19 protein-coding genes are annotated in these 25,235 nt (G+C 36.9%); 18 read left to right on the forward strand and 1 reads right to left on the reverse strand.

Going from position 1 to position 25,235, the window contains the following annotated elements:
• The first annotated feature begins 32 nt into the window (after positions 1 to 32).
• From LX64_RS00565 to wecB, 12 genes are all read left to right on the forward strand, one after another.
• Positions 33 to 2,489, forward strand: a complete 2,457-nt coding sequence (locus tag LX64_RS00565) for an SLBB domain-containing protein (protein WP_158538486.1) — start codon at positions 33 to 35, stop codon at positions 2,487 to 2,489.
• Between the two features lie 19 nt (positions 2,490 to 2,508).
• Positions 2,509 to 3,582, forward strand: a complete 1,074-nt coding sequence (locus tag LX64_RS00570; protein ID WP_111595661.1) for a lipopolysaccharide biosynthesis protein — start codon at positions 2,509 to 2,511, stop codon at positions 3,580 to 3,582.
• Between the two features lie 19 nt (positions 3,583 to 3,601).
• Positions 3,602 to 4,885, forward strand: a complete 1,284-nt coding sequence (locus LX64_RS00575) for a nucleotide sugar dehydrogenase (RefSeq protein WP_111595662.1) — start codon at positions 3,602 to 3,604, stop codon at positions 4,883 to 4,885.
• A gap of 20 nt (positions 4,886 to 4,905) precedes the next feature.
• Entirely contained in the window at positions 4,906 to 6,018 is a 1,113-nt protein-coding gene (locus LX64_RS00580) for a DegT/DnrJ/EryC1/StrS family aminotransferase (RefSeq protein WP_211324702.1), read from the forward strand.
• Between the two features lie 9 nt (positions 6,019 to 6,027).
• The gene (locus LX64_RS00585; RefSeq protein ID WP_111595664.1) at positions 6,028 to 6,603 is read left to right on the forward strand and encodes an acyltransferase; all 576 of its coding nucleotides are present in this window, start codon (positions 6,028 to 6,030) and stop codon (positions 6,601 to 6,603) included.
• 3 nt (positions 6,604 to 6,606) lie between these two features.
• Entirely contained in the window at positions 6,607 to 7,635 is a 1,029-nt protein-coding gene (locus LX64_RS00590) for a Gfo/Idh/MocA family protein (RefSeq protein ID WP_111595665.1), read from the forward strand.
• 1 nt (position 7,636) lies between these two features.
• A complete protein-coding gene (locus LX64_RS00595) occupies positions 7,637 to 9,148 on the forward strand; it encodes a lipopolysaccharide biosynthesis protein (RefSeq protein ID WP_111595666.1) in 1,512 nt (503 codons plus the stop codon).
• Between the two features lie 81 nt (positions 9,149 to 9,229).
• Entirely contained in the window at positions 9,230 to 10,480 is a 1,251-nt protein-coding gene (locus LX64_RS00600; protein ID WP_245952506.1) for an O-antigen ligase family protein, read from the forward strand.
• A gap of 49 nt (positions 10,481 to 10,529) precedes the next feature.
• On the forward strand, positions 10,530 to 11,870 hold the full coding sequence (locus LX64_RS00605; RefSeq protein WP_148707147.1) for a glycosyltransferase: 1,341 nt from the start codon (positions 10,530 to 10,532) through the stop codon (positions 11,868 to 11,870).
• 9 nt (positions 11,871 to 11,879) lie between these two features.
• Complete coding sequence (locus LX64_RS00610; RefSeq protein WP_111595669.1) at positions 11,880 to 12,965, forward strand: glycosyltransferase family 4 protein; 1,086 nt, start codon at positions 11,880 to 11,882, stop codon at positions 12,963 to 12,965.
• A gap of 49 nt (positions 12,966 to 13,014) precedes the next feature.
• Positions 13,015 to 13,755 (forward strand): WecB/TagA/CpsF family glycosyltransferase, encoded by a 741-nt coding sequence (locus LX64_RS00615; RefSeq protein WP_111595670.1) that lies wholly within the window; start codon positions 13,015 to 13,017, stop codon positions 13,753 to 13,755.
• On the forward strand, positions 13,755 to 14,837 hold the full coding sequence (gene wecB, locus LX64_RS00620) for a non-hydrolyzing UDP-N-acetylglucosamine 2-epimerase (protein WP_211324704.1): 1,083 nt from the start codon (positions 13,755 to 13,757) through the stop codon (positions 14,835 to 14,837). The genes LX64_RS00615 and wecB overlap by 1 nt, the downstream gene beginning before the upstream one ends.
• Before the next feature lie 301 nt (positions 14,838 to 15,138).
• Here the strand turns inward: wecB and LX64_RS00625 are convergent, their stop codons facing one another.
• Positions 15,139 to 16,545, reverse strand: a complete 1,407-nt coding sequence (locus tag LX64_RS00625) for a glycosyl hydrolase family 28-related protein (RefSeq protein ID WP_111595672.1) — start codon at positions 16,543 to 16,545, stop codon at positions 15,139 to 15,141.
• Positions 16,546 to 16,715: 170 nt separating this feature from the next.
• On the opposite strand from LX64_RS00625, the gene LX64_RS00630 reads away from it, so the two are divergent.
• From LX64_RS00630 to LX64_RS00655, 6 genes are all read left to right on the forward strand, one after another.
• On the forward strand, positions 16,716 to 18,275 hold the full coding sequence (locus LX64_RS00630; RefSeq protein WP_111595673.1) for a hypothetical protein: 1,560 nt from the start codon (positions 16,716 to 16,718) through the stop codon (positions 18,273 to 18,275).
• Positions 18,276 to 18,441: 166 nt separating this feature from the next.
• Positions 18,442 to 19,557 carry a GDP-mannose 4,6-dehydratase gene (gmd, locus tag LX64_RS00635; protein WP_111595674.1) on the forward strand — a complete coding sequence of 372 codons (1,116 nt, stop codon included), beginning with the start codon at positions 18,442 to 18,444 and terminating at the stop codon, positions 19,555 to 19,557.
• Positions 19,557 to 20,489: a GDP-L-fucose synthase gene (gene fcl, locus LX64_RS00640; protein WP_111595675.1), complete on the forward strand. Its 933-nt coding sequence runs from the start codon at positions 19,557 to 19,559 to the stop codon at positions 20,487 to 20,489. The genes gmd and fcl overlap by 1 nt, the downstream gene beginning before the upstream one ends.
• On the forward strand, positions 20,489 to 21,577 hold the full coding sequence (locus tag LX64_RS00645) for a mannose-1-phosphate guanylyltransferase (RefSeq protein WP_211324705.1): 1,089 nt from the start codon (positions 20,489 to 20,491) through the stop codon (positions 21,575 to 21,577). Before fcl ends, LX64_RS00645 begins: the two co-directional genes overlap by 1 nt.
• 495 nt (positions 21,578 to 22,072) lie before the next feature.
• Complete coding sequence (locus LX64_RS00650) at positions 22,073 to 23,971, forward strand: ABC-F family ATP-binding cassette domain-containing protein (RefSeq protein ID WP_111595676.1); 1,899 nt, start codon at positions 22,073 to 22,075, stop codon at positions 23,969 to 23,971.
• Positions 23,972 to 24,072: 101 nt separating this feature from the next.
• Positions 24,073 to 25,215 (forward strand): acyltransferase family protein, encoded by a 1,143-nt coding sequence (locus tag LX64_RS00655; RefSeq protein WP_111595677.1) that lies wholly within the window; start codon positions 24,073 to 24,075, stop codon positions 25,213 to 25,215.
• Positions 25,216 to 25,235: the final 20 nt, after the last annotated feature.

The following is a 25,235-nucleotide window of genomic DNA, read 5'->3' on the forward strand; positions in this document are numbered from 1 at the left end:
CCTTAAAGTTTCGAGAAGTTTATATACACTCTATGAAAAAATTATTGTTGGTTCAACTATTAATATTATTTGTTTGTGTGGGTGCGTATGCACAAATCCCTACCATGAATCCCCAAACATTGAAGCAAATCAATGTAGATAATTTATCGGATGAACAAATTCGTGAGATTGTGAGCGAAATGCAAGCAAAAGGAATTAAAATTGATCAAATCGATTCTTACGCTAATCAAAAAGGTATTCCAGCTTCTGAAGTACTTAAACTGAAACAGCGAATTAATGCGCTGAATCTTGACGAATCTTTAAAAACTAATAAAGATAAAGCCAACGTATTTACAAATGAGCGTGAAATAAATGGTTCTACTGATGAAGGAGCTAAATATAATAAAGGCGAAGCTGTAACAGAAGCTAAAAAGAACCGGGTATTCGGTGCTGATCTTTTTAATAATAAGAATCTTACGTTTGAGCCAAATCTACGAATGCCTACTCCTCCAAACTATAGATTGGCAACGGGTGATGAAATTATGATTGATGTTTATGGTTATAATGAAACCCAAATGCAACTAAAAGTTACTCCAGAGGGTTATATACGTATCCCTAATTTAGGTCCTGTTTATGTGAATGGACTTTCTATGGATGAAGCAAAGGTGCGTATCAGGAAACAATTATCAACTATTTACAGTGCCATTAACTCGGGAAATACCAATGTGCAAATCACTTTAGGCAATATTCGTAGTATAACCGTATTATTAATTGGTGAAATAGAAAGGCCAGGTTCTTATACTCTTCCATCCTTAGCTAGCATTGCTAATGCTTTATATGTATCTGGCGGTCCTAATGGCAATGGTTCTTTTAGAAGTATCCAATTAATTAGAAATGGCCAGCCTATAGCAACTTTTGACCTTTATGATTTCTTGACTAAAGGAGATTTGTCGAAAAATTTGATTTTGCAAGATCAAGATATCATCAAAGTAAATCCTTATAAAACACGTGTAGAATTAAACGGAGAGGTTAAAACACCGGGTATTTTCGAAGTAGCGGATCATGAATCTTTATCTGATATCATTAATTATGCTGGTGGATATACTGATGTTGCTTACCGTGGAAATATTAAAGGATACCGCATTAATAACCGTGAGCGCGAAGTAATTGATATTAGCGAAAACGAGATAGTAGGGTATAAATTAAAATCTGGCGACCAGTTTATTGTAGATGCTGTACTAACTAGGTTTTCAAATCGTGTGAATATTACTGGCGCTGTTTTCCACCCAGGAGATTTCTCTTTGGATAATGGTTTAACATTGAAAGGGCTTATTCAAAAAGCAGATGGTTTGAAGGAAGATGCTTCAATGAACCGTGGTATTATTCGTCGTTATAAGGAAGATTTAACCGCTCAATTAATCAGTTTCGATCCCAAAGCAATTATGAGCGGTGCTGCTAATATTAATTTACAGAAGGAGGATAGTGTAGTTATTTTCTCAAAGAATCAGTTAAAAGAACAATTCCTTGTGAAAATCAGTGGTATGGTTAAAACGCCTGGATATTACGATTATGCTGAAGGGATGCATTTAGAAGACCTTATTTTATTAAGCGGAGGATTGAAAGATGCGGCTTCTTTACAAAAAGTGGAAATTTCTCGTCGTATAAGAAATCAAGGTGGAATTGGTAACGATTCTATGCTAGCCGTTATTCAGCATTTCGATATTACTCCTGATTTAGCGATCAATAATAGTGGCGGTTCATTCCAATTACAACCATTCGACGAGGTGATGATCCGTAAATCGCCTTCATATACCGAACAAGCAGATGTAAATATTAATGGCGAGGTAATTTATCCGGGTAATTACACAATTACATCAAAAAAGGAACGTATTTCTGATTTGATTAAACGTTCGGGAGGACTACGTCCAGATGCATACCCAGAAGGAGCGGTGATGGTAAGGAAGACATTTGTAAATAACTCTGATTCTGTGATGCTGAATAATAAATTGGAAGTGTTCTATAACAAGCTTCAAGACAGTGCATCTATTGGAAGGTTTAAATCTGATATTCAGCGTAACGGGCAGTTATTAAATATTGATTTGCCTTACATTTTGAAACATCCTGGTTCTAAGTATGATTTATTTTTAGAAGAAGGAGATTTATTAAATGTTCCGAAGAAATTGCAGACAGTACAAGTATTTGGCGAAATATACTTCCCGAAAAAGATTCAATATTCCAGCGATTTGAAGTTTAGAGAATATGTGCGTTTTGCTGGTGGATTTACCTCGCAAGCTTTGAAAAGAAGGAGTTATGTAGTATACGCTAATGGTACAGTTAAAGGCACAAAGAAGGTGTTATTTTTCAATAGCTATCCCAAATTGAAACCTGGTGCTGAAATTTATGTACCAGCTAAAAGCACCCAAAGAGGCTTAAATCCGCAAGAAGTATTAGGTTTAGGTACTGGCATCGCTTCAATAGCATTAATCGTAGCTACCATTTTAGCTAAATAATTAAAATTCCCCCAACTGTATGGAAGAAGTTGCAAGAAGTATGTCCGTAAATAATGAAAACGAAATTTCTGTAAAGGAACTCATTTTGAAAATCCGGGATTGGATTAAATTTCTTTTTAGCAAATGGCTTATTATAGGAATTATCGGAATAATTGGTGCAGGTGTAGGAGTAGCATTTTCAATTTTTTCGCCTACAAAATATACTGCTGAACTCACTTTTATTTTGGAAGATTCTAAGAGTAATTCTTTAGCTAATTATGCTGGGATTGCCAGTCAATTTGGAATCGATTTAGGTGGTGGATCAACTAGTGGTGTATTTTCTGAAGATAATATTTTAGAGTTTCTGCGTTCACGATTGATGATCGAAAAAGCGTTCCTTTCAGCAGCCACAATAAATGGCAAAACTCAAAGCTTAGCTGATTTTTATATTGATATTACAGGGAAACGAGAAAAGTGGAAGGAAAAAAAATTCGAATTGACGTTTACGCCAAATTTACCTCGAGATAAGTATACGCTAAGTCAAGATAGTGTTCTCCAAGAATTATATTATAAGATTATCGGTGATGATCTAACAATTGAAAAACCCGATAAGAAGTTGGCCTTCGTAGATGTAAACTTAACAACAGAGCACGAATTGTTTTCGAAGGTTTTTACTGAAAAATTAGTGGCTGTTGCGACCGATTTTTATGTGCAAACAAAAACTCAGCGTTCTAAGTCAAATGTAGACAAACTTCAAGCGAAAGCAGATTCAATTGAACGGTTATTAAATAAGAAAACTTATGCAATGGCCGCTTCACAAGATATTAACCTTAACCCTGCCAAAAACATTTCCGGTGTATCTATTGAACTGGAAGGTAGGGATAAACTGATTTTACAAACAATGTATGGCGAAGTGTTGAAGAATTTAGAGTTAAGTAAAATAGCCATGCTACAAGAAACACCTATTATTCAAGTAATTGATGCCCCTATCTTACCATTAAAGATTAAAAAATTTGGCTTTGTAAAAGGCTTTGTGGTAGGAGCTTTCCTTGGTGCATTTTTAACGATAATAGTGTTATGCATCAGAAGATTATATAAAAAAATTATGAACTAAATTAATTAAAATAGGTAATATGTCTTCAACACACAAAATAGCGGTTATCGGTCTTGGATATGTAGGCTTACCTTTAGCAATCGAGTTTGGCAAGAAGTATGATGTACTAGGTTTTGATATCAATACAAATCGTATCGCCGAATTATCTCGCGGCGAGGATCATACCAAAGAAGCAGATCAAGATGGTTTAAAAGAAGCTACTGGCAAAAGAGGCACTGGTATAGGATTATGGTTTTCAAATAACGTAGAAGATTTGAAAGCGTATAATGTTTATATCGTAACGGTACCTACGCCTATTGATCAATTCAAAGCTCCAGATTTAACCCCGTTAATTAAAGCTTCCGAAATGTTGGGAAAAGTTTTAAAACCCAACGATATTGTCATTTACGAATCAACTGTTTACCCCGGTTGTACTGAAGAGGATTGCGTTCCTGTATTGGAGAAATTCTCTGGCCTCAAATTCAACAAAGACTTCTTCTGTGGTTATTCCCCTGAGAGAATTAACCCGGGTGATAAAGTGAACACACTTACAAAAATTAAAAAAGTAACTTCTGGTTCCACGCCTGAAATCGCAGATGTTGTAGATAACTTATACAAAAGCATTATCATCGCAGGTACTCATAAAGCTACTTCTTTAAAAGTGGCCGAAGCTTCAAAAGCAATTGAAAATGCGCAACGAGATGTGAACATCAGTTTTGTAAATGAATTGGCTTTGATCTTCGATCGCCTTGGTATTGATACTACCGACGTTATTGAAGCTGCTGGTACCAAATGGAACTTCTTAAAATATAAACCAGGTTTAGTTGGTGGCCATTGCATTGGTGTTGATCCTTATTACTTGGCACATAAAGCTCAATCTACAGGTTATCACCCACAAGTTATTCTTTCGGGAAGAAGGGTGAATGATAACATGGGCATGTTCGTTGCGAATAAAGTCGTAAAACTCATGATTAAAAAAGGCCATAAAGTTGATGGCGCACGCGTATTGATTTTAGGTGTGACGTTCAAAGAAAACTGTCCAGATATCCGTAATTCCCGTGTAATCGATATCTACCAAGAATTACAACAATTCGGAACTAACGTTGAGGTGTACGATCCCCATGCTCATAAAGATGAAGTTCGTCATGAATATGGTATCGATTTGATTGATAAGTTGGAGGCATGTTATGATGCTGTTATCTTGGCGGTGTCACATAGTGAGTTCTTGAATATTGACTTTAAGAAATTGAGAAACGGGCATAATACCGTGATTTTCGATACCAAATCTTTTATTGATAGAAACTTAGTAGACGCTCGTTTATGATTACACAAACCACTATCCACATGGTTGACCTAAAAGGTCAATATGCAAAAATCAAGGATCAAATTGATTCAGCGGTATTGAATTGCATCGAATCAGGTGCATTCATTAATGGTCCTGAAGTAAAGCGATTTTCGAAAAACCTTGAACAATATTTAGGTGTAAACCAAGTAATTCCTTGTGCGAATGGTACAGATGCTTTGCAGATTGCCATGATGGGCTTGGGATTAGAGCCGGGCGATGAGGTGATTGTACCTGCATTTACATACGTTGCAACGGCTGAAGTTATTGGCTTATTGGGGTATGTTCCTGTAATGGTAGATGTTGATCCCGAAACATTCAACATCGACATCACTAAAATTGAGGCAGCTATTACACCTAAAACCCGAGCAATAGTACCTGTACATCTTTTCGGCCAATGTGCTGATATGGATGCTATCATGGAAATTGCTGGCAAACATAATTTATACGTAATTGAAGATACTGCACAAGCAATCGGCGCCATCTACACTAATAAAAATGGTGAAAAGAAAGCGGCTGGTGCCGTTGGTCACATCGGTTGTACATCTTTCTTCCCATCGAAAAACCTAGGTTGTTTTGGTGATGGGGGTGCTTTATACACAAATGATGTTACCATTGGTGCAAAACTTCAAATGATTGCCAACCACGGTCAATCACAGAAATACGTTCACAAATACATTGGTATTAACTCCCGTCTCGATACAATTCAAGCTGCCATTCTCGATGTGAAATTGCAATACTTAAATGATTATTGTGATGCAAGAAGAACGGCTGCTGCTTATTATGATCAAGCATTGAAAGATGTACCGGGTGTAAGAACACCTATTCGTTCAAGCCAATCTACACACGTTTTCCATCAATATACTCTCGTAATTGAAAACGGCAAGCGCGATGGCTTGAAACAATATTTGCAGGAAAAAGGTATTCCAAGTATGGTGTACTACCCTATTCCTTTGAACGAACAAGAAGCCTTCATAAAAATTGGTAAAGTTGTGGGCACCCTTGATGTGACATATAAATTATGTGCGTCCGTGCTTTCATTACCAATGCATACTGAGCTCAATTCAAGCGAGCAAGATTTTATAGTGAATGCAATTAAAGAATATCTAAAATAACCACGTAGTATGGAATATTATGTACATCCTACTGCAGTTGTAGATGAAGGTAGCACAATCGGCAAAGGAACCAAAATTTGGCACTTCTCTCACGTAATGCCCAATTGCTCTATCGGCGAGAACTGTAACTTAGGCCAGAATGTAGTGATTTCTCCAGGTGTTGTACTTGGTAGAAATGTCAAAGTTCAAAATAACGTATCTATCTATACAGGTGTTACTTGTGGTGATGATGTATTCCTCGGACCTTCTTGCGTTTTTACTAACGTAACAAACCCGCGAAGTGCCGTAAATCGCCGCGACCAATATCTGAAAACACATGTTGGAACAGGTGCATCAATCGGGGCAAATGCTACGATTGTTTGCGGTCACGATATCGGTGAATTCGCTTTCATCGGTGCTGGTGCCGTAGTTACTAAAAATATCCCAGCTTTCGCTTTAGTGATAGGTAATCCTGCACGACAAGTTGGTTGGATGAGCGAGTTTGGTCATAAGTTGCAGTTCGACAGCAACAACCTAGCTACTTGCCCCGAAAGTAACCAAGTATATGAATTAGTTAATACCAACCTGGTAAAAAGAGTTAAATAAATTATGGTAGCGCAAGAACACAAAATAAAATTTGCCGTTATCGGTTGCGGTCATATCGGTAAACGCCATGCGGAAATGATCCAAAGAAATGCTGAAGCAGAGCTAGTTGCTTTGATTGATGTAAGAGATCGATCCCTGTTAAACCTCGATGCATTTAAAGATGTTCCATTATTTTCATCATTACAAGAATTCTTAAAATCTGGTATTGATGTAGATGTTGTAAATATCGCTACACCTAATGGTTTCCATGCTGAACAAGCATTAGCTTGTTTAGAAGCAAAAAAGCACATTGTAGTAGAGAAGCCAATGGCATTGAAGAAATTAGATGCTGAAAAAGTAATTTACAAAGCATTGCACGTACATAAACATGTGTTCGCTGTAATGCAAAACCGCTACTCTCCACCATCACAATGGATTAAGGAGATTATTGAACAAGAATTACTTGGAAAAGTGTACATGGTTCAGTTGAATTGCTACTGGAACAGGGATGCTCGTTACTATAAACCAGAAAGCTGGCATGGTAAGAAGGACTTAGATGGTGGTACTTTGTTTACACAATTCTCACACTTTATCGATATTATGTACTGGTTATTCGGAGATATAGATAATATCCAGACTCGCTTCAACAGTTTTAATCACCAAGGCATGACAGAATTCGAAGATTCTGGTTTTGTAACTTTCGATTTTGTTAATGGCGGTATGGGTTGTATTAACTATTCAACCTCCATCTGGAACCAAAACTTAGAGAGCAGCATGACCATCATAGGTGAAAAAGGCTCTGTAAAAGTTGGTGGTCAGTATATGAATGAAGTAGAGATTTGTAACATACAAGATTATACAATGCCAGAATTGGCTCCAACTAACCCTGGTAACGATTATGGTGCTTATAAAGGTTCTGCTCAAAATCACCATTACGTAATAGATAACGTAATTGATGTATTGAAAGGTAGAGCAACCATTACTACAAACGCATTAGAAGGTTTGAAAGTAGTGGATATTATTGAAAGAATTTACTCAAGTAATAAGATATAGAATGGCAGGCGACAAGGTAGGGAAGATTCTGATTGTTTTCTTGGGTCAGATGTTCAATTTATTATTGATTTTTTTATTAACGCCTTATTTAGCGCGCTCATTATCGAAGCCTGAATATGGTACATTTGCCCAAGTACAAACAATATCTACTTTCTTTGTCGCCTTGTTTTCCTTTGGAATTTCGCGGGTGTTTTATTTAACATTGGAGCAAAAGGAATTTGATAGAAATAATGCATTAACAACGATCGTCGCTATGACAGCAGTGATGGGGCTAATGGCATCTCTCACTACGGCAGCTTCGGCCACTTTGTTTGCTCACTTGTTTAATAATGAGCAGATCGTAACTTGTTTGTATTTGTATTCTCCGTTTTTTATTTTCAATAGTCTAAATATAATACTCGAGTTTAACCTAATACGGTTGGGTAGAGTAAAAAATAGTGTTTCAATTATAATTATCAGTAACATAATTAAATTGAGCTTATTGTTGATTGCTATTCAGTGGTTGAAGGAGTTCCACATGATATTTATAGTAGTTGGGATGATAGCTCCTATGGCTCAATGTTTATTATATTTAGCTGTTAACAAACCCAAGACAATATTTGCAGGAAAATTTGATCGTATAATTATGAGGTATGTGTTGAATGTTGGTATTCCACTAGGTATAACAACTGTTTTAGCCGCATCGTATCTTTATTTATCGGGCTTTTATGTGAGTTATTTTTTCTCTCCTGCTGATTTTGCAATTTATAGGAATGGTGCCTTTGAAATTCCATTCTTAAGTATTATTGCAACCTCTGTAACGAGCATTATGACACCCCATTTTGCAGCCTTGCTAAATGAAGGTAAATTGGAAGATGTAGTAAGAGTGAAAGCGAATAGCATTTCGGAAGTTGCAGCTATAACATATCCCATTATCGTGATCTTCCTTTTTTATGCTAAGGATTTCATGATCCTTTATTTATCAGATAAATATTTAGCAAGTATTCCTATTTTCTTTATTTACACTTTTATTTTGTTTATGCGTGTTACATCTTATGAAGATGTGCTTTCGGGTTTAGGGAAAACGAAAACAATTATGTATGCATACATGATTTACTTCTCTGCTAACATCGCAGGTGTATTTATTCTTGGTAAAATTTGGGGTATTATAGGTGCCGCAATCGCTTCTGTTATTTGTATTTATTTGTTAGCATATTTACTGATAAGTAAAACTGCATATTATTTGAAAGTGAATGTATTGCAAATTTTCAATATCAAAAAATTAGCTCTAATACTATTTTGGACAGCATTAATATGCGGAGTTTCTAAATTTATTGCACTCACGACTAGTAACATTTGGGTTATAGGACTGATTATATGTTGTGCATTGTCGGTGGTATACCTTGTCTTAATTAGGCAAAAACTTATTACTGTTACTTTGTTCGAAGGACTAATTACCAAATTACCATTTGGGAAAACAATATATCGACTAATAACTAGAGTTAGCGGGGTACCTGTAACCAGTAAATTTTAAGGATACGAAATGGAGAATAAAAGTTCGACATATCATATAAAGTATCAAACGATTATAACGGTATTCCTGTTAATGCCAATAATGATCGATCAATTAAATGGTTTTTTGATAACAAAATTGGGTATTACGATTTCTATCAGTCAAATGTTGAAATCGATATACTTATTAGGTATGCTTGCTTATGTAATGGTAGTTGATCGCCATAAATTCTTGGTTTTGTTAGGATTTACTTTAGTTGTATTTCTACCAATTTTATCGAACTTATTATTTTATAGTAAGCGAATCATCTTTTTATATGATGATATAGCATTTGTATCTAAATTATTGACATTTCCTGTTTCATATTATTTTTTTATTTCTGTAGCCAAGAAATATCCATTTATTCAAGACAATATCAAACGGCATGCTAATACCTTCTTCTTTATTATTCTCGTGGCTTTAATATTCTCTTTATTGGGATTTGGTAATAGTAATTATGGCCAAGTAGGAGGAGCGGAAAATGAAGATGGTATGTCTTATGGTTATAAAGGTTATTTTATTGCAGGAAACGAGTTAAGTGCTTTGTTTGTACTGTTGTACGCATTTTTTTGTTATTATCTCTATAAGAATTTCAAAAGTATTTTTTTAGTTTCTGGAGGCTTAATAATTGGGCTATTGGCTGCAGGGCTAATTGTGACAAAGACCGCTTTAGCTGGCTACGTAGTAATTTCTATCGGAACCCCGTTCTTCATTAAATATCAAGAAAGCAAGTCTGTATTCTCGTATACAAAGTACGATAAAAAGTTCTTAAAAATATTCATCATACTACCGTTATTTATATCTGTTGTTCTTTATTCCTTATTCCAAGAACGAATTGAAGCAAATATTAGTCGTATACAATATAACATTGCGAAAGCTGATGAATTGTCAAGCTTCTTATTAAGTGGTCGTGATAATCGTGTGAAAAACTCGGTTGATTTATTTGTGGAGAAATATGCATGGTATGAAAAGATGTTCGGTACCGGTTGGGAGTATCCCAAGGATAGGATCAAAGCTGAAATGCTAGGAATAGGAACAGCCGAGTTAGATTACTTGGATTTGTTAATTTCGAATGGCATAATTGGGCTATTGCTAGTATATGGATTTTGGGTGGTTGTTTTATTGAAGATGACAAGTGCATTTTTATCTAAAAACAGGCATTCATTGATAAGTCCAGCATTATTAGGATTTACACTATTGTTTTTCCTAAGTTTCATAAGTGGGCATATAATGTATTCTGCAATGGTAGGGTTTTATTTAGGCTATTTTGTTACACCATTAAATATGAAGAAAGAGCTTATATTGATTGCCTAATGAAGATTACAATTACAACACTAAACCTATTACAAATACCTTGCAAAGCATGAAGAATATATTACTGATAACGGCATTACCTTTTAGAAAACAAGGGAATCAAAGTATGATGCGCTTTGTAAAAATGTTTTTATCAAGAGGAATTGCGGTAGAGGTATTTACAAGCGGAAATGATCAACGGGGTGAAAATGCTGTTATGATGGATAACTTTTCATTGCATCGTTTTTCGGCATTACGAGATAAAATTTACAATGTAATCCGTGCTTTTATAAGAACATTAAAGAATGTAGTAAGAAAAGTAAAAGGAGAAAAAGTAAAGGTAGCAACTGAGAACATTCCAGTTACAAGGAAGAATTATTTTACAACCATCAAATCGGAAGATACTTTTCCCCCATATGGAAAGCATAATATAACTACTCTTCTCAATAAATGGACTTTCTTCATATTGGCTTTAGTAGATAATGTTTGGTTGACTAGTTATTTGTTATTGTTTCATCGTAAAAGCCTGAAAAAAGCGGATATCATCGTAGGGTATGAAAATGCTTATGCATTTACTGCCAAATTTTTGGCACGTCTTTATGGTAAAAAGTATATTAATAAATATCAAGGTGTAGTGCCGTTAAAAGCAACTAATGAGAATATCTCGGATTGTAAAAGATACTATCCACTAAGTTATTATGGTCTTAATACAAGTGATTTATGTTTTATGGTTAATGATGGTACTAATGGTATTTTTTATGCAAAAGCACGTGGTTGCAAAAATATTTATTTTGAACCTCACGGTGTTGCAGTTGATGATTACAAGGATATACAAGAAGTAGATCTAAGTGCCTATAAAGATAAATTTATCATTTTTAATAATGCTAGTAATAGTAAATTGAAAAGAGCAGATAGGGTAATTCGTCCTTTGCTGTCGCTAGCGCCTAATATATTGAAGCAAGTGATTGTTATATCAACATATCATGCAGAAGACTTGGAAGAGTTAAGAGCTTTCGTAAAATTATCAGGTTTGGATGCAAATGTTGTATTTCTTGAAAATCTTACACACAAACAATCGAATTACCTTGTTCGTAACACTGCTGTGTCGTTCATGACAAACGAGGTAAGCAATCTGGGAAATCCAATGCTGGAAGCAATTTATTATCGTACGCCAGTTATTTCATTAGATGATAAAAGCATGGACGGGTTTATTACGAATGGTGTAGATGGCTTCTTAATTCCATTAAATAGTGAATATGATAAGACGGTAGCCGACATTATTACTAAACTTGTAACTGATAAAGGTTATTACCAGCAGATAAAAGATGAATTATCCAAAAACTTTACGGTGAATACTCTACAAGTTCAGCAGGAGAAGGAGTTTAAATCCATTGTTGCTTTGTTTAATTAATTAGCGCGCATGAGAATTTTTTTGATATCTAATATGTACCCTTCAAAAGAAGCCCCATCATTTGGTGTTTTTGTGAAAAATTTTGAAGATGGAATATCACGTGAAGGTGGATTAATTACGAGACGAGCATTGATTATTGGAAGAAGTGGCAGTAAGCTTGTAAAATTACGTAAGTACCTAAGCTTTTATTTAGAAACGCTAAAGGGGTTGTTCAGTAAAGACTATGATATAATTTATGTTCATTATGTATTGCATTCAGCTTTTTTGCTTTATTTCTTTTTGCCTTTTGTGAAGAAGCCAATTGTGCTAAATGCCCATGGTGATGATGTGCAACCACAAGGACGCTTACATAAATGGCTACTCAAAAATCTAATCAAGCCGGTAGCAAAAAAATCAAGCTGCTTTGTAGTGCCATCCAAATACTATAAAAGTGTAGTACAGAATATATTCAACTTGCCTGCTGAAAAGATGTACGTATATCCCTCTGGTGGGATTAATACGGAAGTTTTTAAACCTTTTGAATCTGGACAAACATATTCATTTGGATATGCTTCTAGGATTGATAAAGGTAAAGGCTGGGATACCTTTATTGAGGCACTAAATATAATTAAGCAATCCCATCCTCAATTAAACTGGACGGTGCTAATGGTAGGGGATGGAGCACAAAGCTCAGAAAAGGACAACCTTATAGCAAATTACAAGCTAGGTAAGCATATTACTACCATTCAAACAGTACCACAAGCTCAATTAGCTGCTTGTTTTAATCAGATGGAGTGCTTTGTATTTCCAACAAGACGTTTGACGGAAAGCCTTGGCTTGGTTGGTCTAGAAGCAATGGCATGTGGTGTTCCAGTTATAGGATCGGATATAGGAGGATTAAAGGATTATATTGAAGATGGAAAGAATGGCTACCTTTTTGATCCAAATAATCCACAAAGTTTGGCTGAGAAAATGCTAAAATATATACATTTGGAAAAATCAGAACAGGCAACGATAGCTTGGAATGCATCTCAGAAAGCCCAGGAATTTGAAAGTAAAAAGGTAACGCACGAATTATATCTCACTTTAAACCAATTAGCAAGTAGGTATAATTGACCATAATTGCCCTACTCTGTGCAATATTTACTAAAGGAATCTATTAACAATGCATCATACAGATAAAGTCGAAATCATGGGTTGCCCATGTTATTGCTTCGAAAGTGAAGAAGCTGCTTTCTTACAAGTACAAGATATCATTATGGCAAAGAATGGTGGCTATAGCGTTGCCATCAATGCAGAAAAGGTAATGCTTTATGAAAGGAATGAAAAATTTCGTGACATTATTGCAAATTCTGTACTTCCTTCACCCGATGGAGCTGGCGCTGTATTAGGTATGAAATTGTTGCACAAGAAAAAATCTATTAAACTTGATCTCCCAAGATTAATCCTCAAAATTGCCGATGCCAATAAACTTCGCTTATTTGTACTGGGGGCACAAGAAGAAGTAAATGCAACAGCTTCAGAAAACATTAGAAAATTATTTCCCAACATAAATATTGTTGCACGTAGAAACGGTTTCTTCAAAGAAGATAAGGAAATAGCAGACCTAGTTGCTCAATTCCAACCAGATATCGTCATTATGGCACTAGGTTCTCCTAAGCAAGAAAATTTAGCTGCTTATTTAAAAGCATTTGCACCATCTGCATTTTTCGTTGGTTGCGGTGGAGCTCTCGATATCCTTGCTGGAAAAGTCGAAAGAGCCCCAGCTTTCTATATTAATAATAACCTCGAATGGTTTTACCGCTTAGCTAGCCAACCTAGCCGAATTAAACGACAGAAAGTACTACCTGTATTTTTCTTTAAATTGATGTTCACTGTAATGAAGAAAAAACTTAAACTGCAATAATGAAAATTTTAACTGTTATAGGTGCTAGACCACAATTTGTAAAAGCTGCTGCTGTTAGCCGCAAAATAAAAGAACAAAGTACACTATCAGAAATTATTGTGCATACTGGGCAGCACTACGATGAAAACATGAGCGAAGTGTTCTTCCGTGAAATGGATATTCCGAAACCTAATTTCAATTTACAAATCAATAATAGCAGTCATGGTGCAATGACCGGAAAAATGATTGAGGGTTTAGAAGAGATTATGTTGAGAGAAAAGCCCGACACTATTTTAATTTATGGTGATACAAATTCAACATTGGCCGGTGCTATTGCGGCGTCTAAAATTCATATACCTATTGCACATGTGGAAGCGGGTTTAAGAAGTTTCAATATGCGTATGCCAGAAGAAGTAAATAGGATTTTAGCTGATAGATTATCTAGTTATTTATTCTGTCCAACCCAACAAGCGATTTCAAATCTTAAAAATGAGGGTTACGATAATATACCTTCCAAAATTATTTTCAGTGGCGACGTTATGTTTGATGCCGCTTTATATTATACAGATAAAAGTAAAGAAACTTCAAAGATACTTTCGAGGTTAAACATTGCTGCAGGTGAATTTATTTTAACGACTATTCATCGCGCAGAAAACACAGATAGTATCGAAAACTTACAAAGTATTTTCAAAGCCTTGAGAATATTGGCAAAAGATTCAACAATTGTATTGCCATTACACCCAAGAACGAGTAAGTTTATACAAAACCATCAAATTGATACATCAAATATTATCATCATTGAGCCTGTTGGATATTTTGATATGTTACAATTAATCCAAAATGCTCATTTAGTAATCACTGATTCTGGTGGCTTACAAAAAGAAGCTTACTTCTTCCAAAAACCATGTATTACAACACGCGAACAAACAGAATGGGTAGAGTTGGTGGATAATGGTTACAATATCCTAACAGGTGCTGATGCTGATAAAATTATTGCTGGATATAATACTATGAAAGGGAAGTCAATTTCTCTAGATAAAAATTTATATGGCCAAGGAAATGCTGCAGAAGGTATTGCGAAATTTCTTGCTGATGTAAAATAGAATTTAACAAAACATTGGTTAAAAGCTGAATATTTCGTTCAGCTTTTTTTATGCCCTTTGTAAATAATGGAGTATTTCGCCAGGAAGTTTATTGTTAAGTAATTAGAAAAAAGCAAGGTTCACTTGTATTGTACAATCAATATTCTTAAGCGTATGACTAGCTTTCAAGTACTTTCTACTGCTTAACTTGAAGTCTATATACAATGGAGGTTATATACAATTACCCAAAGCAGAAATTATATAAGTTCCTGTAAATAAAATGGGTCGTATTTTACGACCCATTTAAAAATAATGTTCAGTATTAATAGTAGTCCTGACCAAATTTTGAGTTATGTTTAATTGTATTAGGTACGACATTAATTGCATTTGCAGCGTTATTAGTAGCCTTGGTCGCTGAACGCATGAGTGTATTGTTTTGTTGTACGGCTGCTTTTTGGTAATTCCCTTTGTTATAATCATATAAACCAAACAGCTGTGTCTTTTTTGTTTGTGTATCCTCACAAACATTATCTTCAATTATATTACCGTAAGTATAATTTTGTAAAGTGATTGCTCCGCGGTTACGGGCATTTATGCCCTTTTGATTATTGTTTTTAGCCGTATTATTTTCTACTTTGGAATTCATCATTTGTCGAAAGAAGAAACCCTGTAAGTTATTACCGATTGCTTGATTTCCTATGAATTGAAGATTATCACACATTTCTGGATATGGATGACTAGCGTTTTCGATACCGAACCCAATCCCACAATTTGTAGCAATATTATTCCGTAAAGTAAGGTTAGACTGAGGTACATGTATTCTAAAACCGTAGTTTCCGCAATTCTGTGCTTTACAATTCTCTACCAAGCCACCTTTTTGATAAGCAATGGTAAAACCAGAACCTTTACCTTGGTTTGAACTACTACCTGTGATTGCTTGACAATCTCGAACTACACAATTTTCTACCATGATATAATAGCCATTGTCAACAGTCCAATTCAATGCTTTACAATCTGAAATTTCAATTCCTGTGCCTCCTAAGAAATACCCAGTTCCACTATTGGAGGAAGTACACCCTTTTACAACCCCGTACGGCGAATTCATTAATATTCCTCTTGGGCGTCCAGAATTGCCAGGTTGAGAATTACTTAACGCACGAGTAACAATAGCATTCTCGATAAGATTGCCGGTTTTGGCATTGCCTTTATTATCGTAAAAAGCAACACCATGCCAAGTATCGGATGTACTTACATTTTTCACAGAGGAATTTGTACAGTTTCTCATACAAATACCACCTTTACCACCACTACCGGCCTCACTAATTGGGGTAGTGTATATGCCTTTAACAGTAATGTTAGTGACATGTACATTATCATTTACTATATTCTGGCTTGTAGTGATAATACCTTGTGCACTATTTTTTTGCCAATTAGCTATACTACCTGTTTGGCGAAATATAACCGTGTTAGGGTTTGTTCCTTTTATTGTAATATTGCTTTTTAGAATTATTGGAGATCCTATATTATAAGTACCATCGCTGAAAAGTAATGTTGAATTTGCCGGGGCTGAAGCGATCAGTTGGTTGATTTTGTCGGCATCATCTTTATTATCATTGGGTACTATGCCCTTTTGTGATACACTAATTACACTCTGAGAGAATGCAACTGTAGAAGTGAAGGCCAAAATCATACTCAAACGCGCTGCTTGAATCAATCTTCTTGTATACATAATATTAAATTATATCAAAGTAATTTCCTTTGGTAGGTATAACAAAAAACGAGCCCCCGTAGTTATATTTTACAACTTTTTTTTGAAAACAGGACTTTTGCATGAATATTGTTATCGTAAAGGATTTATCCAAGTTAGTCTATATTTGTATATGAATAATTAATAATTGCATGAAAAAAAAATACATTCTGCTTTTTACGTTGAGTGTTTTAGGATGGCATCTTTCGTTTGCCCAAAACCCTGGAGAACAATATCGATTGAATGATTATAAAAATAGCGGCGACAGCAGTAGCTTTCACTCTTCATTAAGAGATTTTATAAAAAGACCCCAAGTAACTTTGCCCCAAGATGATTCTGCGCGCAAACGCAGCTGGATGCATCGCAAAATATTCAAAGAGCATTTACTCGAATATAACCATGAAGATTATACTTTCTATGGTGATTTCCTACCCGACTTTCAGGTTGGTAGAAGTAATAAAGATATCACCACATGGTTAAATACACGGGGCTTTGAAGTAGGTGGTACTTTAGGTAAGAATTTTTCATTCAGAAGCTCATTTTATGAAAATCAAGGAAAGTTCCCAGAATATTTAAATGCTTATACAAGAGCTAACAAGGTAATTCCTGGCCAAGGTCAATACAAAGATTACAACGGCGATGCATTCGATTTTAATTATGCAACAGCTTTACTCTCATACGACGCAAACAAATTCCTGAATTTCCAATTAGGTTACGATCGCAATTTTATTGGCGATGGTTACAGGTCGATGTTGCTAAGTGATAACTCTTTTAGCTATCCATTCCTCAAAATCGTAGCTACCGTTGGTAAAATTCAATACACTACAATGTGGGCGCAATTTATAGATATGCGTTATCCTAAAGCCTCTTACGATAATGGCTTTAGAAAAAAATGGGGCATTTTTAATTATCTCGACTGGAATGTATCCAAAAAAATATCTGTAGGCGTTTTCTCATCCATTATCTGGCAAGATTCAGACTCTACAGGTAAACGTGGATTCGATATGTCGTATATCAACCCAATTATTTTTACACGACCGGTTGAATATTCTGTAGGAAGCCCCGATAATGCTATCATGGGTTTGAATGCTAAATATGCCATTTCAAAAAACAGTACATTATATGGCCAGTTTGTATTAGATGAGTTTAAGTTGAAAGAATTTACTTCTGGAAATGGTTGGTGGGCCAATAAGTTTGGCGGCCAATTGGGTTTCCGCTCGAACGACATCTTCAAAGTTAAAAATTTGAATATTTTAACGGAAGTAAACGCTGCAAGGCCATATACTTATAGCCAGAGAACAACATTAAATAACTATGGACACTATAATCAACCTTTAGCTCACCCATATGGTGCTAATTTTGTTGAATGGGTAAATTTGGCCGATTATCAATATAAACGGTGGTATTTACGTGGACAAGTTACTTATTCACAATATGGATTAGATACAGCTGGCGTGAACTTCGGTAAAGACATAAATAAGAGTTATGAAACCCGTGCAGATGATTACCATAACAAAATTGGGCAAGGATTAAAAACCAACTTATTCTATGTACAAGGGACAGTTGGCTTCCTCCTGAACCCTAAGAATAACCTTCGCTTGGAAATGTCGGCCGCCACAAGAAGAGAGTCCAATAACCAATGGAAAAACAACGAAACCTTCTTTTCAATTGGATTGAGAAGTACTTTTCGACGATTCAATTATGATCTATAAAGTAAGAAATTCGGCATAAAAGGCTAAGCCCGGGTGAGAAATCTCCCGGGTTTTCTATTTATATACAATTATCTTTATGCTTCCTTTAACGGAACAGCGAATCAATATTCCCAGCGAATGAGTAATTTGCAGAATATTCCAATGCATTAAAAAAGCATCGACTTTAATGAAAAAAGCCTTAATTACTGGTATCACCGGCCAAGATGGCGCATATTTAACAGAATTCTTATTAAAGAAAGGATATGATGTGCACGGTATTAAAAGAAGAAGTTCTTTATTTAATACTGACAGGATCGACCATCTTTACCAAGATCCGCATGAGAAAAATGTAAAGCTCACGTTGCATTACGGCGATTTGACTGATAGCACGAATCTCATTCGTATTATACAAGAAGTACAACCTGACGAAATATATAACTTAGGTGCAATGAGCCACGTAAAAGTGAGCTTCGAAACACCAGAATACACGGCAAATGCTGATGGCATTGGGACTTTGAGGATTTTAGAAGCGGTAAGATTATTGGGTTTAACTGAAAAAACAAGGGTTTACCAAGCAAGTACCTCAGAATTATACGGATTGGTACAAGAGGTACCTCAATCTGAACGTACGCCCTTCTATCCGCGTTCTCCATACGCAGTAGCTAAGATGTACGCTTATTGGATTACGGTAAACTACCGTGAGGCCTATAATATGTACGCATGCAACGGTATTCTCTTCAACCACGAAAGCCCACTCCGCGGTGAAACCTTCGTAACTCGTAAAATTACGCGGGGTGTAGCCAAAATGGCACTCGGCATGAGTGGCGGCAAGTTATTTATGGGGAACCTAGACGCACAACGCGATTGGGGCCATGCGAAGGATTACGTAGAAGCAATGTGGTTAATCTTACAACAAGACACACCTGAAGACTATGTAATTGCAACCGGTATTACTACTACAGTGCGCGATTTTATTCGTATGGCATTTGCTGAAGTAGGTGCGGAATTGGAGTTTAAAGGAGAAGGTGTAAACGAAGTAGCTGTGATTAAAAGCACAACAGGCAAATATCCAGCTTTAGAAGTCGGACAAGAAGTAGTCGCCATCGATCCAAGGTATTTCCGACCTACAGAAGTAGAACTCTTGATCGGCGATCCAACAAAAGCAAATACCAAACTAGGCTGGAAACCTAAATACGATTTGCCTGCATTAGTGAAAGAAATGGTTTCAGCTGATGTAGAGCTATTCGAAAGAGAAAAAATCTTGAAAGACGCCGGTTACAAGGTGTTAAATCAATTTGAATAATGGACAAACAAGGAAAAGTATATATAGCAGGACATCGTGGAATGGTAGGGTCAGCTATCATGCGGAAGTTACAGGCAGAAGGGTTTACCAACTTTGTTACCAGGACTTCAAGCGAATTGGATTTACGTGACCAAGCTGCTGTAGCAGCATTTTTTGACACGGAAAAACCAAACTATGTGTTTCTAGCTGCCGCAAAAGTAGGTGGTATTTTAGCAAACAATACTTTTAGGGCAGAGTTTATATATGATAACATGATGATCCAGAATAATGTGATTCACCATGCATATTTGAATGGTGTGGAAAAACTATTATTCTTAGGATCATCTTGTATTTATCCTAAAATGGCGCCACAGCCATTGAAAGAGGAATTTTTGCTGACCGGGTTGTTGGAACCAACAAATGAACCTTACGCTATTGCGAAAATTGCAGGTATCAAAACTTGCGATGCTTATAGATCCCAATATGGCTGTAACTTCATTTCTGTTATGCCTACCAACCTATATGGCCCGAACGATAACTACGATTTGCAGAAATCGCACGTGTTGCCAGCGATGATCCGCAAATTCCATACAGCAAAAATTAACAACGAACCTTCCGTTACAATATGGGGAACAGGTGCCCCGAAACGCGAATTCTTACATGCAGATGATATGGCCGATGCATGCGTACATCTCATGCACAACTACAACGAGGAAGGCCTCGTGAACATTGGAACCGGTGAAGATATTAGCATTAAAGACCTTGCACTATTAGTACAGAAAGTCGTTGGCTATGAGGGCGGTATCGTTTTTGATACTTCGAAACCCGACGGTACGCCACGTAAATTAATGGACGTATCCAAGTTGGCCTCGTTCGGGTGGACTTACAAAATCCACTTAGAAGATGGTATAAGAAGCGTTTATAATGATGTAGATAAATCTAATTGGGCATAATGAAAAGCACAAATGATACATATGTTTTTATTATGGCAGGCGGCGTTGGTAGCCGTTTCTGGCCTAAGAGTAGAAACAATTACCCCAAACAATTCATCGATATTTTGGGTGTAGGGCAATCCTTGTTGCAACTCACCTACGCACGTTTTGAAAAACTTTGTTCTCACAAGAATATTTTCATTGTTACCAACAACCAGTATAAAGATCTCGTAGCTGAACAGTTACCCTCTTTACCTGCTGAAAATATTTTATGCGAACCTTCAAGGAACAACACTGCTCCTTGTATTGCATATGCCACATTTAAACTGGCGGGCCTCAACCCCAATGCAACCATGGTTATAGCACCAAGCGATCACTTCATCCTGAAAGAAGATGTGTTCGTAGAAAAAATCCAACAAGCAGTCAATTTCGCGTCTAAAAATGAAGTGCTCGTTACTTTGGGTATACAACCCACTCGACCCGACACCGGCTACGGCTACATCAACTACGATCGTACGCCTACTGAAGATGGAGTATTTAAAGTAACACGCTTTATGGAAAAGCCACCATTGGCTAAAGCAATTGAATTCCTAGAAAGCGGCGACTACGTTTGGAATGCTGGGATTTTCGTGTGGCAAACACAAGCCGCACTAAATGCGTTTGAAACATATGCCGGGGATATCTTCAAGCTCTTCCAAGCTGGCTTACCGTTCTATAATACTGGTGAAGAACAAAAATTCATCAATGAACATTACCCCAATTCACCTAATATCTCTATCGACTTTGCCATTATGGAAAAAGCGAATAACGTTTTCACCATCCCGGCAGAATTTGGTTGGAGCGACCTAGGAACTTGGGCTTCTTTGTACGATAATGCCCATAAAGAAGGGAATAACAATGTTATCAATACCAAGCTCTCGAAACTCGATGATACCGAAAATAGCATTATCAATGTGCCAAAGGATAAACTGGTAGTGGTGAATGGTCTGAAAGATTATATCGTGGTGGATAATGAAGATGTACTCCTCATTTACCCTAAACACAAAGAGCAAGACATTAAAAAAGTAACTGAAGAATTAAAGAACGAAGGCAAAGAAACCTTCCTTTAATCGCTACTCTCTTATAAAAAAACTAAAGTCCTTTCTACATGTAGAAAGGACTTTTTATTTGAATTAACGGGGATACAAACAAAAGGAGCCAAAATGGATTAAAAGGCCGCTGGGGAATTCGACCTAGATGCCCTCCTGCTGTCCAAGATATGTACAACCCTGACCTTCGCGGCATGATCAATTGCACGGGAATACATTGCACCTAAATCAAAAAATTTATAAATAAGAATTTTGCTTAATCAAATAGTTGAATCGATTCTCAAAAGGACTTCTCGGCTATACTTCACAGTCTTGGCATTCTACCTGTAACCTGTTGTTGTGTCTTTCGCGCTAACCAGGATGACAACACGTTTTCATGGAAATAATAATACATGCGTGAATAACGATTCTATAATGAATATACGAAAAATTCTTCACCAAATCACTAGGCTATGTTAAAATTTAGGGGATTAAGCAAATTTTAATACTTCAATAAATCATTACTAACTTCGTGCTATGCATTATGTAACGGTAGAAGGCATCACAAAGGCCTACGGCGCAACGCCCCTTTTTAAAAATATCTCTTTTCATATTGAAGAAGGCGACAAAATCGCCCTCGTCGCTTTAAACGGTTCGGGAAAATCCACTTTGCTGAAAATTTTATGCGGTAAAGAAGTACCCGACGAAGGTAAAGTCTGGATTCACAAAGATGTAACCGTGGTAATGCTCGAACAAAATCACAACTTCATCGCCCATAAATCCGTATTAGAGAACATTTTTAGCCAGGATAATCCCATTCTAAATGCCATCAAGAACTACGAATTACTAACCGACGAAGCTGCCGGTGAGCCCGATCCAGTGAAACTCATGGAAGCCATCAGCCAAATGGATGAGCTGAACGCTTGGCACTTCGATAGTAAGGTGAAACAAATCCTAGGTAAGCTCAATATCCATCACCTCGACCAAGAAATAGGAACCCTCTCCGGTGGGCAACAGAAACGTGTGGCATTGGCAAAGGTGCTGATCGATATCGGGTTCGAACATAAACATACCCTTTTGATTATGGACGAACCTACGAACCACCTCGATGTTAGTATGATCGAATGGCTGGAGAATTACCTCGACCAAGAACGTGTAACTCTTTTACTAGTAACGCACGACCGTTACTTCCTCGATAGTGTTTGTAACGAAATCATGGAAATCGACCGCGAAACTCTCTTTATATATAAAGGCGATTACGAAAATTACCTCGAACGCAAGGCTACTCGTGAAGAAATGGATGTGGCTAGCATCGAAAAGGCCCGTAACACATACCGCAAAGAGCTGGAATGGATGCGTAAACAGCCAAAAGCACGTACAACGAAATCCAAATCCCGCCAAGATAACTTCTACGAAGTAGAGAAAAAAGCCCAGTCGCGCATCCAAGAGCAACAATTGGAACTGAACGTGAAAATGTCACGCTTAGGTGGCAAAATCATTGAAATGAAGAAAGTATACAAATCTTTCGGAAATCTCGAGATTTTGAAAGGCTTTGATTATACCTTTAAAAGAGGCGAAAGAATTGGTATCGTAGGTAAAAATGGGGTGGGTAAATCTACATTCCTACATTTAATTCAAGGCCAAATTGAACCCGATAGTGGTAAAATCAACGTGGGTGAAACGATTATCTTCGGTAACTACTCGCAGGAAGGGTTGAAAGTAAAGGAAGATGTACGCGTGATTGAATATGTGAAGAACATCGCGGAAAACTTCCCATTGGCAGATGGAACAAAAGTAAGTGCCGCTCAATTCCTAGAATTATTTCTCTTTACACCCGAAAAACAATACACCTATATTTCTAAGTTAAGCGGTGGCGAGAAAAGAAGACTTCACTTGTTATCGATTCTCTTCCGCAACCCGAACTTCCTGATTCTCGATGAGCCCACGAACGATTTGGATTTACCAACGCTCAGCATCTTGGAAGATTTCTTATTGAATTACCAAGGCTGTATCTTAATTGTGAGCCACGATCGTTATTTCATGGACAAAATCGTAGATCACTTATTCGTGTTTGAAGGCAACGCCCAAGTACGCGATTATCCAGGTAACTATACCCAGTACCGTGAGTGGCTGCGTGAACAAGAAAAGAACAAGTCGGAAGAAAAGAAAGAGGTAAAACAGGTTGCAGAAGCTAAACCGGTTGCAACAGAAGCTCCTAAAACTCGCAAGCTCAGCTTCAAGGAGAAATTCGAGTTGGAAACGCTGGAGAAAGATATCGAAAAGCTTGAACAAGAAAAGAAGGAGCTCGATACTTTATTAAGCAGTGGCAACCTACCATACGAGCAAATCGAATCCGCTTCCAAACGAATTGGAGAGGTGATGGAACAGCTCGATGAAAAAGGATTACGCTGGCTGGAACTCAGTGAATTAGCATAAAACGATGTGCGTTGTTGAACTTCAGCAACGCACATTTTTTTTATACCCTATTTTACTTGCAATTTTTATTGTCTATTTTACTGGCAAAGCAACCACACGTTATGCTAGTAAATGAACAACCAAGTCAATCGCAACGCTTCCTCTCGCTCGACGTTTTCCGTGGGCTTACCGTTGCCTTAATGATCTTAGTAAATAACCCGGGCAGCTGGTCATTCGTATACCCGCCGTTCCGCCACGCCGAATGGCATGGTTACACGCCAACAGATCTCGTTTTCCCATTCTTTTTATTCGCTGTAGGTAATGCTATGAGCTTCGCTTTGCGTAAATACGAAGCCATTGGGCATGCTGCCGCTGTCAAGAAAATCTTGAAACGTACTTTCCTCATCTTTATCATTGGTTTATTGCTGAATTGGTTTCCATTCGTGAAGTATGATGATGGGGGCAACTTTGTATTTAAATCGTTCGAATCGTTGCGTATTATGGGTGTTTTACAACGTATTGCTTTGTGTTATGGCATTGCTGGGTTGTTAATTCACTTCCTGAAACCCAAAGGCGCTACTATTGCCGGTATTTTGCTATTAGCCGGGTATTGGTTAATTCTCAATTTCGCAGGTCAAGGTGACCCTTATAGCTTAGAAGGTAATGCAGGGTTGTTTATTGATAAAGCCATTCTAGGTGAATCGCACATGTACCATGGTGAAGGTCAAGCATTTGACCCAGAAGGACTGTTAAGTACTTTGCCAGCCGTTGTGAACGTAATTGCAGGCTACCTCGTTGGTGCTTACATTCAACAGAAAGGTAAAAACAATAAAACTGTTGGTAAACTATTAATAGCAGGTGTGGTTTTGGTCGCTTTAGCTTACTTGTGGAATATCGAATTCCCTATCAATAAAAAAATATGGACAAGCTCTTATGTACTCGTTACCGTTGGCTTGGCTACGTTGGTGTTGGCTTTGTTAGTGTATGTTATTGAAATTGTAGGGGTGAAGAAAGGCTTCGGATTCTTTGAAGTTTTTGGTAAAAACCCGCTCTTTATCTATGTAATGTCGGGTGTGTTAGTAAAAACATACGGCCTTATTCGTCCAGAAGCTGGTATGAATGCGTATTCTTGGATTTATAAATATGGCTTCCAATCTTGGGCTGGCGATTATCCAGGTTCGTTGTTGTTTGCAATTGCGCACGTATTGTTGTTCTGGTTATTAGGATATGTGATGGATAAAAAGAAGATCTATATTCGTGTATAAAATGATTGAAGTATCAATCT

It is taken from the genome of Chitinophaga skermanii (assembly GCF_003259335.1).
Lineage (GTDB): Bacteria > Bacteroidota > Bacteroidia > Chitinophagales > Chitinophagaceae > Chitinophaga > Chitinophaga skermanii.